Below are 12,445 nucleotides of genomic sequence, written 5' to 3'. Positions count from 1 at the left end.
GACGCATCACCCATGGCACGGCCTCCCGTACGAAAGATCTACGCGCACGCCAAACTGCGGAGGCTGCGCGCCGAACGCGGCATGAACCAGGTCGAGCTGGCCCGTTCGCTCGGCATCTCGACGAGCTATCTGAACCAGATCGAGCACAGCCAGCGTCCGCTCACCGCCCCGGTGCTGCTCCGCATCGCCGAAGTCCTCGGCGTGGAGCCGGAGTTCTTCTCCGAGGCGGAGGAGGAGCGGCTCGCGACGGACCTGCGGGCCGCCCTCGCCGACGAGGCCAGCGGGGTCTCGGCTTCGGTGGCGGAGGCCGCCGAGGTGGCCCGCGACCACCCCGAGGTGGCGCGTGCGCTGGTGGCCCTGCACCACCGCTACCGGGACGCCTCCGAACAGGTCGCCGCACTGGCCTCCGCCACCGCTCCGACCGACGCCCTGACCACGCCGTCCGCCGCCCTCCCACGCACCGAACCCCACGACGAGGTGCGGGACTTCTTCTACGCCCACCACAACCACATCGAACCGCTCGACAGCGCGGCCGAACGCACGGCGCGGGCGTGGGGACTCGACTCGGCGCGCCCCGCGGCCGACATCCTGCGGCGCAGGCTGGCCGAGCACCACAAGGTCACGGTGGTGCAGGCGGCACCCGAGCGCTCCGCGGACGCCCGCCGCTTCGACCCCGCGAGCCGCCTCCTGTTCCTGTCCCCCTGGCTGACGGAGGGCCAACGCGCCTTCCAACTCGCCACCCAGATCGCCCTGTTGGAGTGCGGACTGCTGCTCGACACCTTGGTCGACGCGGCCGGACTGACCTCCGCGCAGGCCACGGCCCTGGCCCGCATCGGCCTGGCCAACTACTTCGCCGGCGCCTTGCTGATGCCGTACACGGTCTTCCAGTCCGCCGCCGAGGAACTGCGCTACGACATCGAGCTGCTGCAGGCCCGCTTCGGCGTCGGCTTCGAGACCGTCTGCCACCGCCTCAGCACGCTCCAGCGCTCCGGGCGGCGCGGGGTGCCCTTCTCGTTCCTGCGGGTGGACCGGGCGGGCAACGTCTCCAAGCGGCAGTCCGCCACCGACTTCCACTTCTCCCGGCTCGGCGGCACCTGCCCGCTGTGGACGGTGTACGCCGCGTTCTCCTCCCCCGGCCGCGTGCTCACGCAGGTCGCCGAAATGCCGGACGGCAAGCGCTACTTCTGGGTGGCGCGCACGGTGGTCAGGGGCGGCGCCGGGCACCACGCGCCCCGCGCGGAGTTCGCCGTCGCCCTCGGCTGCGAACTGCGCCACGCGCACCGCCTGGTCTACGCCGAGGGCATCGCCCTGGACGACCCGCGGGCCGCCACCCCCATCGGCCTGGGCTGCCGCATCTGCGAGCGCCGCGACTGCGCCCAGCGTGCCCGGCCCCCGGCCGGCGGCCGCCTGGCGGTCGACCCCGACCGGCGGACGTATGTGCCTTATCCGGTGCAGACACGTACGTAGCTCAAGTCACTGGGGTATGTCCGATGGGTCGGCCGGGCGGTCCGCCGTGACCAGCCACGACGTGCTGAGCAGCCGGACTGTGCCGTCCGGCGCCTCTTGGGCGCGCAGATGGTCCGTCAGGGTGCGGCGGGCGCGGGAGCGCGTGGCCGGGTCGGTCTGTTCCATCAGGTGGCGGCCGGGGCCGGTGCCCAGCAGGAACGACGCCGCGTCCTCGGCTCCGTGTCCCCATGTCCCGTACGCCTGCGCCTGGTTGATGCCGATGCCGACGAATCCGGCCGCAGTGAGCACTTCGCGGATGCGGTCCGGGGCGGCCAGGGAGAACATGCCGGGCTGCCCCGGCCGTCCGAAGTCGCCGACGGGCAGGAAGTCGCGCAGCGACGCCATCGCCGCAACCCAGCCGTTGAGCGTGGCATCGGCCGGGCAGACGAACGCCAGGCGCCCGCCGGGCCGCAGTGCTCGGCCGAGGTTCCCGAAAGCCGCTACCGGATCGGCGAAGAACATCACCCCGTAGCGGCTGACTGCCGCGTCGAACGTGCCCTCCTCGAAGGGGTACACCTGGGTGTCGCCTTGCACGAAGGAGGCGTTCGTGATGCCCTCCTGCTCCGCGCGGGCCCGCGCCTCGGCCAGCATCGGGCCGGACAGATCGAGGCCGAGCGCGCGCCCCCGGGGCGCTCGGAGTGCGGCGAGGCGTGTGGTCTGCCCGGAGCCGCAGCCGAGGTCGAGGACCCGGTGGTCCCCGGTGATCCCGGCGGCATCGAGCAGCGGCTCGTTGAAGCCCTCGTTCACGGCGTTCCAGCGGTCCTGGTTGCGGGCCCAGTGGGAGCCTTCCGGACCGTTCCATGCCTGCGCCTGCTCGGTGTTGACAACGTCCTGCACGGGGGCCTCCTGTGGTGAACGACGGAGAATGGGCATACGCCCAAACAGTATGGGCACATGCCCAAACCCGCAATCCCCGGTACCATTCACGAAGTTGCGCCCAGTGAGGGCAGCGGCACCGGAACGGAAATGAGGCCCATGTCACCGCGCGGAGTGGCAACGCCGGACGTACGCGAGCGGCTGTTCGCTGCGGCCGAGCGCGTCGTGGAGAGGGACGGCCCCGGCGCGCTCACCAGCCGGGCCGTCACCACCGAGGCAGGCTGCGCCAAGGGGCTGTTGCACGCGCACTTCGCGGGGCTCGACGAGTTCGTGGCCGATCTCTGCCTCGACCGGTTCGCGCGGACGGCGGCGCAGGCGCAGACGCTGTCGCAGCTCACCGGGCAGGGCACGGTGGCGGGGAACCTCAACGCCGTCGCCCTCGCGCTGTTCGACTCCGCTGGTCCGGCTCTCTCGGGCCTGGCCATGAGCCGACCCGCCACCACGCGGCAAATCCGCGAGGCCCTGGAAGGCGGGGCGCCCGGCCTCGCCGCGATCGAGGAAGCCATCAGCACCTATCTGGCGGCCGAACAGCGGCTCGGCCGGGTGGCGGAGACCGCCGACCCGAGCACCGTGGCGCTCGCCATCGTCGGCACCGCCCACCACCTGCTGATGACCAGTTGGCCGGGCACACCTGACCCGCGGCCCCCCATGACGCGCCTGGTGGCAATGCTGGTGGGCGGCTGAGGACTGCCGGGTCGGTCCTCATCGAAGCCTTGGCCGGATCGCGACGAGGTGGGCAAGCTCAGATGCTGACGACGATCTTTCCCTGTGTGTGTCCGCGCTCGGCGTGTGCGTGCGCTTCCGCGATCTGTTCGATGGGGTAGGTCCGCTCGATGCGCGGTGTGTAGCGGCCTTGTCGGCCGAGTTCGCCCGCTTCGGCGAGGAGGGTGGAGTCGTTCTCCGCGTTGGCCAGATGCACGCCAAGGCGCTGCGCGTTGGCGTAGTCGGCGATCGTCGACACGCGAGCCGGGTCGCCCACGATCGCGATGAGATCGGGCAGGGAGCCGGAGGCCGCGGTGTCGAGCGCGATGTCGACGCCGTCCGGAGCCAGGCGGGCGAGGCGCTGCGCGAGGCCGGTGCCGTAGGTGGTGGGAACGGCTCCAAGGGAGGTGAGGAACTCGTGGTTGCGCTCGCTGGCCGTCCCGATCACGGTGGCGCCCTGAGCCACCGCGATCTCGACCGCGGCACTGCCCACGCCTCCGGCGGCGCCCTCGACGAGCAGGGTGCGCCCGCGCAGGGGACCGAGCGCCTTCAGCCCGCCCATCGCGGTCACCGATGCCAGACCGGCGCCGGCGGCCTCCTCGTCGGTCCACGTGGCGGGCGCGGGGGCCCAGGCCGAGAGCACGGCCAGCTCCGCCGTCGCGCCGGTGACGCCGCCAAGACCGAAGACACGGTCGCCGATGCTCACCCCCTGCACGCCCGCACCGATCTCGTCGACCACGCCGACGGCATCACGCCCGGGAATCGCGGGCAGGTCCATGGGGAGCACCTCGCGCACCGCACCGGAACGCACCTTCCAGTCGACGGGATTGACGCCGGCCGCCGCGACGCGGACGCGGATCTCGCCGGGTCCGGGATGCGGGTCCGGCACCTGCTCGACCACCAGGGTCTCCACACCGCCGTACTCGTGATACCGGACTGCGCGCATGACGTTCTGCCTTTCCACACGGCCTGGACCGGCCGTTCGTGAGATCAGTGGGGTGCATGCTCGGCGGGCGCCGACGCCCACCACGCTAAAAGCTGACGTTGGCGTCAGGGGCAAGTCGGGGCGGGGCGCCCCGCCCGGACCGCCGAGTCCGGCTGATCCAACAGCTGTATGCCGGGGGCGTCCCGTGCCCGGTGCCACCCCGCCCTGCGACGCAAAGAGATCACACGACTCCGCAACTGCCCTGCGCCGGGACCTGCCATGCTGAGCAAGTTCGATTCGCTCCGCACACCTTGGAGGTCTTGATGCGTGCAGGCGTCGTTGTCGCCGCGCAGCCCGGTGTGGAGGAACTCGCCGTGCAGGCCGAGGAGTTGGGCTTGCACAGCTTCTGGGTCAACGACACCCCGATGGTCCACGGCGACCCCTTCGTCGCCTTGAGCCTGTGCGCGAAGGCCACCAGCCGCATCAGGCTCGGCATCGGCGTGACCTCCCCGGCGCTGCGCTCGGCCCCGGCCACCGCGAGCGGGCTCGCCAGCCTCAACGCCCTGGCACCGGGCCGGATCATCTGCGGAGTCGGCACGGGGAACACCGCCCGGCGCACCCTGGCCATGCGGCCGACCACGGCGGCCAGGCTGGAGAACTTCACCCGCGCACTGCAGGACCTGTGCGCCGGACGCTCGACCGAGTACCGCGAAGGCGACCGGGTCCGCGACATCCGGTTCCTGCACGCCGGGGCGCACGTGAACACCGCCGACCCGATCGAGTTCGTCGTGGCCGCGCTGCTCGGCCCCAAGGCCGCCGCCGTCGCCGGCCGCCGCGGCACCGGCCTCATCTCCTTCGGCCTCCTTGACCCCACCGCCTGGCACGCGCTGCACGACACCCGCCGCCACGCCGCCCAGGGCACACCCCACGCCCCCGACACCCACACGGACTCCCGGGCGGACTCCTACGTGGTCACCTCGCTCCACCTCCTCGACGAGGACGAGGACCCCCACAGCGACGCGGCCCGGGACGCCACGGGCCACCTCGTCCTGTCGCTGCTGTCCTTCGCCGCCGACACAGCCGCCGACACACCCTCCCTCGCCGAGCAACTCGGCCCCGAGGAACGCGACGCGGTCCACCGACTCCTCGACCGGCGCGGCACCACCGCCACCGCACCCGACCGGCACACCAAGCTCTACCCCAACTACCTCGGACGCATCACACCACAGGACCGGGACCTGGTCCTGCCCTCCCTGATGAACACCCTGGCCCTGGTCGGCACCCGCGACGACCTCCTCACCCGCATCACCACCCTGGAACAGGCCGGCATCGACGAACTCCTCATCCAGCCGGTCATCGACCCACCCACCGAGATGGCCGTGCTCGCGAAACTCCTCACCTGAGCGGTATCAGGTGCTCATGCCGGCGGCGAACGGCGTCGTCCGCCAGTGGTCGACCGCGGGCTTGAGGTACTCCATCAGTTCCGGAAGCTGCGGGACCAGGGTGAGGGTGGCGATGACCCGCACCATGCCCAGGGCGTTGACGAAGGCCAGGACCTCCTCGTCGAGCGGCCTCGTGCCGTTGCGTCGTGCGCCGCGGTTGTAGGCGGCTTCGTGCTCGGGTCCGAGAGCGGCCAGGTCCCACTCGACGGGCCCCAGGGTGACCAGTTCGAAGTCGGCGTAGAGGTCGCCGTCCACCGCGTTGAAGATGTTCGCGGGCGGGGAGTCGCCGTGGATGGGCTGGAGGTCGACGCCGGGGAACCGAGCCTCGAAGGCGCTGCGTGAGCGTACGAGGGGTTCGAGGAACTGCCATTCGCGGCGGGCCCGGTCGAGCTCGGCCGCTCCGATCAGGTCGGGATGTTGGTCGAGCAGGGCGAGGCTGTCCGCGATGAACCGCGGGTCGGCCGCGGAGAGGAACTCCAGGCGGCCCGGGTAGGCGCACAGTGCCGCGTGCAGGTCGGCGACGCTCTCGGCGTTCGCGACGTAGTCGGGTTCCTTGTCCCGGGCCTCCTCGACGAACGGCCAGAACGTCATCGAGAACCCGTCGCGCCGCACAGGTTCGCGCGGCACGAGCGGGCTGGGCGCGATCACGGGGATCTTCTGGTCGGCCAGCCACTGTGTGACGTCCAGCTCGTCCTGCTGGCGGCGCGCGAGCGCGGCCAGGTGGTCGTCCGGGCGGGGCAGGACGGTGGGAATCCGGGCCACGACCGGCGAGGGGGCCAGGTGGACGACGACCGAGAAGACGTCGTGGAGCACCGTGGGCTCGGTGACGGTCAGGCCGCGCTCACGCCCGGCCGCGACGGCTGCCTCGACGGCAGCGGAGGTGCGGTCGGCGCGCTGTTGTGGTGTCAGGAAGGTGGTCATGGATCCCTCGTTTCAGTGGATTGACGGATGCCGAGCGATTCGGGGCGGGGCGGACTGGGCCGGAGCGGGTCAGCACCGACGACCGGCGTGCAGTTCCAGCCGCTCGGCTTCGAAGCGCGCACGGAAGTCGCGATCGTGCGAGACCGCGACCACCGCCCCTGGGTACGCCGCGAGCGCCGCCTGAAGGTCCTCGACCAGGTCGAGTGCGATGTGGTTGGTCGGCTCGTCGAGGACGAGGAGGTCCGCGGGCCGGGTCACCAGGGTCGCGATCTGCAGCCGCCGCCGCTGTCCCACGGACAGGGCGGCGACCGGGACGTGCAGGTCCTGTTCGCGGAACAGGCCCAGGGACAGGAGCTGTTCGGCGTACTCGTCCGGCAGCCCGGGACGCCCGACGGCGAACGCGGCGAGCAGCGGCAGCCGCGTGGCGTGCGCGGGCAGTTCCTGGGCGAGGTAGCCGATCCGGGCGGGGCGGCGCGCCGTGCCCGCGTCCGGCCGCAGGTCGCCCGCCAGGACGCGGAGCAGCGTCGTCTTGCCCGCGCCGTTCTCGCCCGTGACAAGGAGGCGCCCTCCGGGCTCGATCGCCAGGAGCCCGTCCAGGCGCAGCCGTTCCCCGATCTGTACGTTGTCGAGCTCGGCGAGTGCGCCCCGGACCGGGCCGCCGGCTGGCGACGGCAGCGCCGTCGTGAACCGGAGCGGTACCGGCGGCTCCGCCACCGGGTTGCGCCGCAGCCAAGCCAGGCGCTCCCGCACCGAGCGCACCTGCCCGCCGAGCTTCGCCTCGCTGGAGCGGCGGTGCTTGCCGAAGCCCTGCTTCGGGTCGCGGCCGGTGGTGGCCAGCCTCCTGCCCGCGGCCTCAAGGAGTTCCTCTGCGCGGGCCACCTCCTCGACCCAGTCCGCGTACCGCTGCTCCGCTCCGCGCCGGGCGGCGGCCTTCGCGGCGCGGTAGCCGGCCCAGCCGTCGCCGTACCGGTTCACGGTGCACTCGTCCCGGTCGACCTCGAGGATCGTGGTGGCGATGTGCTCCAGGAAGCCGCGGTCGTGGGTGACCGCGACGACGGTGCCGCGGTGTGCGCGCAGGTGTTCCTCCAGCCAGCGCACGGCCGCCGCGTCGAGGTGGTTCGTCGGTTCGTCCAGGAGCAGCAGTTCGGGGGCGGCGGCCAGGACGCAGGCGAGCGCGAGGCGCGACTGTTCGCCGCCGGACAGTGAGCCGAGCAGGCGCTCCCGGGTGATCCGGGCGAGGCCGAGCCCGTGCATGGCGGCATCCACACGGGCGTCCGCCTCGTATCCGCCGCGTTCCTCATACGCGGTCAACAGCTCGCCGTACGCGGCGAGTTCCTCGTCCGACGCGTCGGCGAGGGACTCCTCTGCGGCACGGAGCCTTCGCTCCATGTCGCGCAGTTCGGTCAGAGCGAGGTCGACGGCGTCCTGCACGGTGCAGTCCGCGTCGAGGTCGAGGGTCTGGGCGAGGTGGCCGGCTCCGCCGGGAAAACGGACGGTGACCTCCCCGGCGTCCGGCGTCTCGGCCGTGGCGAGCAGCCGCAGCAAGGTGGACTTGCCGGAGCCGTTCTCGCCGATGACGGCGGCCTTCTCACCCGGCCGGACGGTGAAGGTGACCTGGTCGAGGATGGTCCGGGTGCCGTACGACTTGGTGACGGACTTGACGGACAGCTGCGCCACAGCGGGGGCGGTGGTGGGCAGGGTGGTATGTGCGCGGTCGCGCATAGGACTTCCCTGGGCATGCGAAGGGTCGACGGGCAGCAGAAACGGCGACAGGGGCCGTGCCCGGACTCAGACGAAGAAGAGGAAAGCCATGCCCCGACTATAACAAGACGAGCCGTCTCGCCTCAACTCGTTCGGAGCGCGAAGTCCGTGATCCGCTCAGCATGCCGCGGGTCTTGTGCTCGACGATCTTGGTCGGCAGGCGGAACTTCCCAGCCCCGGCGAGGCGTCTCTCCGTGCATGAAAACTGAACAGACGCCCCGGCGTGAAGCCGTCACCGGCGCCGCGGGGTGCCTGACAGCGGTACTCGGCGCGCTCGCGGGCTTCGCGGTCTGGCTGCCGTACGGCCGAAGGGGCCTCTTCGGCAGTTTCGAGGGTGAGACCAACCCGGACTTGCTCCGGCTGGGCCTGCCGGTCCTGATGCTCGGCGGGACCGCCACCGCACTGGCTATTTTCGTCGCGGTACGGGGCCGGTGGCGTACCGCGCTCGGACTGGCGGCGGCGATCGCGGGGCTCGCCGCCTTTGGGTACGGCTTCGACGTCCTGGCCGGTCCGCAGGCGACACGGCACTGCGCGCCGTCCTGCTGATCCTGCCGTGCCCGTGATCACCCGACGCGGCGTCGCCCACGTACCGAGGTGACGATCACTCCGCCGATCTGGGGGATCTGCGCTGGTTGGCATGGAATCGCGCCTTCTTCTGACGATTCCCGCACGTGTTCATGTCGCACCATCTACGGGTGCGGCTCTGGCTGGTGTCGAAGAAGGCGGCTTGGCAGGTGGGTGAGGCGCACAGGGCCAATTTTCCGTCTCGTTCGCCTGCGATGACGCTGATCGCGTCGGCGGCGATCACGCCGAGGGCATCTTCCACGGGGGAAGCCGAGCTGAGCCGCCATCGCCGCTTGCCCTCGGGCGTCAGGATCGCCGCGGCCCGGCCCTGAGCGCTGCGGTCATTGATGACTCGGACAGCAGCCGCAGGCAGAGCGTCCTGGATCGCGGCCGCTGTCGCGGCGGCATGAATCGACTCCCTCAGTTCCCGCGCGAGGTCGAGCTGGGCAGTGGTGCAGGAGTCCACGGCGAGGCCGCTCACTGCCAGCCAGTCGACGAGTCGCTGCGGCGTGGGAATGCGCTCCACGGCGTCGCCATGACGCTCCGACAGAGTCCCCGTGAAGCTGGTCGCCAGCACATTGCCGAGGCGGAAGTCAGGGAAGCCAGCACGCATGGAACCACCTTAGCCGGTTGCGCGTCGGCTTGGAGGCGCGGCATAGTGGAACCGCCTTAGCCGGTTCTTCGAAGGTCAGAGCCGGTTCCGCGACGGCCAGGAGGTCTCATGCCCCGTCCCACCAGCGACGTACAAGCCTTTGAAGCCCACGCAACCGACGCCGACCTCGAGGATCTGCGCGCGCGACTGGCCGCGGCGCGACTGCCGGAGGCCGAGACGGTCCATCGCGCCGCGCCCGGCCCTCGCCGGTGGGAACAGGGCGTTCCGCTCGCCGCCCTCGTCGATGTCGTGAACTACTGGCGCACCGGGTACAACTGGCGGTCGTTCGAAGAGCGCCTCGACCGGATCGGCCAGTTCCGTACGACCATTGACGGTCTGGGAATCCACTTCCTGCACCGCCGGTCCGCGCGCGCGGATGCCACTCCGCTGATCGTGACGCACGGCTGGCCAGGCAGCATTGCCGAGTTCATCGATGTGGTGGACGAGCTGGCGGATCCGAAAGACGCGGACGCGCCGGCGTTCCACGTCGTGATCCCGTCGCTGCCGGGCTTCGGTTACAGCGACAGGCCGGCCACCACCGGGTGGGGAACCGAGAAGATCGCGGCCGCCTGGGTGGAGCTGATGGGAAGGCTCGGCTACGGCAAGTTCGTGGCCCACGGCGGCGACTGGGGAGGTGTGATCACCACGGTTCTCGGCGGCAGGTTCCCGGCGCACGTTCTCGGCATCCACACCACGACCGCGCAGGCACCGCCCGGCTTGACGACGGACGGGCTGACCGCGGCCGAGCGCGAGTGGACCGAGGAGACCCGCCATTTCTGGCGCCACCGCGCGGCGTACGCGAAGCAGCAGGCGACCCGGCCGCAGACCATCGGCTACTCGCTCGTCGACTCACCGGTCGGGCTTCTCGCCTGGATCCTCGACAAGTTCGCCGAGTGGTCGGACACCGAAGACAGCCCGTTCGAGACGATTTCCAGGGACAGGATTCTCGACGACGTCACCTTGTACTGGCTGACGCAGTCCGGAGCGTCGGCGGCCCGCATCTACTACGAAAGCCACAACTCGCTCGATCCCGAACTCCGGGTCGACGTCCCGTCGGCGATCACCATGTATCCCCGCGACATCGAGAAGTCTCCGCGTGTCTGGGCGCAGGAGCGGTACCGGCAGATCGTCCGATGGAGGGCGCCCGAAACCGGGGGACATTTCCCGTCGCTGGAGGTTCCCGAGTACTTCGTCAAGGATCTCCAAGAAGGCCTCGCGGCAGTGCTGGCCGCCCCTCGGTGAACGCGGCCGGGCGCCGGCACTCGGTCAGAGGCCGTCAGCCGTACGAAAGTGTTCCCGCAGGAGCTCGGACCTCGCGAGTACCTTCGCGACGTCCGGGTAGTCCCGTCGCACTCTGTGGGCGTACCGCGCGCAAAGTTCCCTTCTCCTACTCGGGTTGTTGTGGAGGAGGGACTTCGCGTTCCACAGGTGGGTGAATGTCTTGTTCTTCCGCCCGGACCACAGCTCGGCCCCCGTGTAGTCACGTAGGAACGAACCGATGCGCACGCCGCTCGCCTTCGCGCACATGGGCAGCAGCCGCTGCTCCGCGAAGATCGGGTGTGCGGGCACCGACCTGTCGGGCTCCGACCGGACCGGATTGCCCGCCATGAACGACAGCGCCCGGTCGGCGTATGCGTCCTTGAAAGCGTCTTTGGTGAAGACAAGCAGCGCGGCACTGCAAGGAGCGACCGACCAGTCGAGACCGCTCCAGTCGAATCCGGGTGGTGCGACGAGGCGGTCCCGGCCGACGTAGGCGGCGAAGCCGAGTGACTCCTCGTGCAGGCTCATCACTTCCGCGGTGACGAGCTGCCCGATGCCGTCCCAGACGATGAGGTCGATGTCCATGACACAGCACGGCGCTGCCTCCTGCCGCAGCGCCACGATCTTCCCGAAGGACCAGAAGACACCGCCGTTGATCGTCTGGGACGCCGACTCCAGAAGTCGGGCGTCGACCCCGCCGTCCCAGAGGTCCAGGTCCAGAAGTCCGAGCCGGTCGTAGAACTCCTGGCCCGGAGGATCCGTGTAGAGCCGGATCACTCCGTTGTGCCGACGCCACTCCAGGGCCGACAGGACTGTCGTGAGGACCTCGAAGTCTTCCTGCCGGTAGGGGGAGCCTTCGGCTCGCGAGACGTAGTAGTTCGTGGTCGGCCGGGTGGAAACGACGTGGATCGCCTTCACGGCCGCCCCCTCACGACAGATACCGCCGGATGCTGGGCATGTGGCGCAGCATTCCCACGAGTTCGGGGTAGTCGCGGCTGATCCGGGCCACGCACCGCCGGCAGAATGACTCCCGGCAGTCCAGGTCGCTCTTGAGCGCGTCCTTGTACGCCCAGACGTGGGTGACCAGTCGGTTCCTCGCGCCGTCGGCCATCGTCTCGCTGTTGAGCTCGGGCTTGGGCCAGTCGAGGAAGTACGCCGGTCGCACCCCCAGTCTCAGCGCGCACATCGGCAGCAGCCGCTGGGCCACGAACACGTCGTGGACCGGCAGACGGCTCTCGGCCTCCCGCCGGATCGGGTTCCCCAGGATGAACTCCATCGCCTTGGCATGGAACGTCTCGGTGAGCCGGTCAGCCGCGTAGTACGTCAGCGAGGCGTTGCACGGGACCGCCTCCCAGTCCCACTCCTCCCAGATGTATCCGGTGGGCGTGCTCAGCTCGCACCGGGGTCTGTACACGCCGTGGTGCAGGGGCTCTTGGTGCAGCGCCATGAAATCCGAGGTGATCAGGGTGTCGATCGCTTCCCAGACGACGAGGTCGGTGTCCAGCGAGACGAAGGGGGCCGTCTCCGCCCGGAGCGCCGCGACGCGTCCGGCCGTCCAGAACACGTCGTGGTTGATGGAGGGGGGCAGCGACTCCAGTACGTCCGTGTCGATTCCGCCGTCCCACAACTCCGTCATCCCGAGGCGCCGGTAGTACGCCTCCCCGACACGGTCGGTGTACAGCTTGATCGGGCCGTTGAAGCGGCGCCAGGCGGCGGCCGAGAGGAGGGTCGTGAGGAGTTCGAAGTCCTCCACCTCGTAGCCGTCGGGGCCCTTGAGCCGCCCCAGGTACGGCACGGACGGCAAGGTGGAGTTGACGTGGATGGCCTTCATCCGGC

12 protein-coding genes are annotated in these 12,445 nt (G+C 70.6%); 5 read left to right on the top strand and 7 right to left on the bottom strand.

Annotated features, from left to right (window positions below):
- Positions 1-12: 12 nt before the first annotated feature.
- The gene (locus tag IEY91_RS31240; protein ID WP_189176533.1) at positions 13-1,467 is read left to right on the top strand and encodes a short-chain fatty acyl-CoA regulator family protein; all 1,455 of its coding nucleotides are present in this window, start codon (positions 13-15) and stop codon (positions 1,465-1,467) included.
- Between the two features lie 6 nt (positions 1,468-1,473).
- Here the strand turns inward: IEY91_RS31240 and IEY91_RS31235 are convergent, their stop codons facing one another.
- Complete coding sequence (locus IEY91_RS31235; RefSeq protein ID WP_189176532.1) at positions 1,474-2,343, bottom strand: class I SAM-dependent methyltransferase; 870 nt, start codon at positions 2,341-2,343, stop codon at positions 1,474-1,476.
- A gap of 138 nt (positions 2,344-2,481) precedes the next feature.
- On the opposite strand from IEY91_RS31235, the gene IEY91_RS31230 reads away from it, so the two are divergent.
- Positions 2,482-3,066 (top strand): TetR/AcrR family transcriptional regulator, encoded by a 585-nt coding sequence (locus IEY91_RS31230; protein WP_189176531.1) that lies wholly within the window; start codon positions 2,482-2,484, stop codon positions 3,064-3,066.
- A 58-nt stretch (positions 3,067-3,124) separates the two neighbouring features.
- On the opposite strand, the gene IEY91_RS31225 is transcribed toward IEY91_RS31230, so the two are convergent.
- Positions 3,125-4,030, bottom strand: coding sequence for an NADP-dependent oxidoreductase (locus IEY91_RS31225; RefSeq protein ID WP_189176530.1), 906 nt, complete (start codon positions 4,028-4,030; stop codon positions 3,125-3,127).
- A gap of 302 nt (positions 4,031-4,332) precedes the next feature.
- On the opposite strand from IEY91_RS31225, the gene IEY91_RS31220 reads away from it, so the two are divergent.
- A complete protein-coding gene (locus tag IEY91_RS31220; protein ID WP_189176529.1) occupies positions 4,333-5,412 on the top strand; it encodes an LLM class flavin-dependent oxidoreductase in 1,080 nt (359 codons plus the stop codon).
- Between the two features lie 6 nt (positions 5,413-5,418).
- Here IEY91_RS31220 and IEY91_RS31215 read toward each other — a convergent pair whose 3' ends face one another.
- A complete protein-coding gene (locus IEY91_RS31215) occupies positions 5,419-6,372 on the bottom strand; it encodes a protein kinase family protein (RefSeq protein WP_189176528.1) in 954 nt (317 codons plus the stop codon).
- A 69-nt stretch (positions 6,373-6,441) separates the two neighbouring features.
- The gene (gene abc-f, locus IEY91_RS31210) at positions 6,442-8,094 is read right to left on the bottom strand and encodes a ribosomal protection-like ABC-F family protein (protein WP_189176527.1); all 1,653 of its coding nucleotides are present in this window, start codon (positions 8,092-8,094) and stop codon (positions 6,442-6,444) included.
- Between the two features lie 237 nt (positions 8,095-8,331).
- Between abc-f and IEY91_RS31205 the strand changes: the two genes are divergently transcribed.
- Positions 8,332-8,679: a hypothetical protein gene (locus tag IEY91_RS31205; protein WP_189176526.1), complete on the top strand. Its 348-nt coding sequence runs from the start codon at positions 8,332-8,334 to the stop codon at positions 8,677-8,679.
- A gap of 55 nt (positions 8,680-8,734) precedes the next feature.
- Here IEY91_RS31205 and IEY91_RS31200 read toward each other — a convergent pair whose 3' ends face one another.
- Entirely contained in the window at positions 8,735-9,310 is a 576-nt protein-coding gene (locus IEY91_RS31200; RefSeq protein WP_189176525.1) for a CGNR zinc finger domain-containing protein, read from the bottom strand.
- A gap of 108 nt (positions 9,311-9,418) precedes the next feature.
- Between IEY91_RS31200 and IEY91_RS31195 the strand changes: the two genes are divergently transcribed.
- On the top strand, positions 9,419-10,591 hold the full coding sequence (locus IEY91_RS31195; protein ID WP_189176524.1) for an epoxide hydrolase family protein: 1,173 nt from the start codon (positions 9,419-9,421) through the stop codon (positions 10,589-10,591).
- 24 nt (positions 10,592-10,615) lie between these two features.
- On the opposite strand, the gene IEY91_RS31190 is transcribed toward IEY91_RS31195, so the two are convergent.
- Together IEY91_RS31190 and IEY91_RS31185 are read right to left on the bottom strand one after the other, a co-directional pair.
- Positions 10,616-11,527 (bottom strand): DUF6734 family protein, encoded by a 912-nt coding sequence (locus IEY91_RS31190; RefSeq protein ID WP_189176523.1) that lies wholly within the window; start codon positions 11,525-11,527, stop codon positions 10,616-10,618.
- Positions 11,528-11,537: 10 nt separating this feature from the next.
- Positions 11,538-12,440, bottom strand: a complete 903-nt coding sequence (locus IEY91_RS31185) for a hypothetical protein (protein ID WP_189176522.1) — start codon at positions 12,438-12,440, stop codon at positions 11,538-11,540.
- Positions 12,441-12,445: the final 5 nt, after the last annotated feature.

It is taken from the genome of Streptomyces lasiicapitis, assembly GCF_014646335.1.
Classification (GTDB): Bacteria; Actinomycetota; Actinomycetes; order Streptomycetales; family Streptomycetaceae; genus Streptomyces; species Streptomyces lasiicapitis.
Note: the sequence above shows the minus strand (reverse complement) of the source record. Positions and strands in the feature narration are given on the sequence as shown.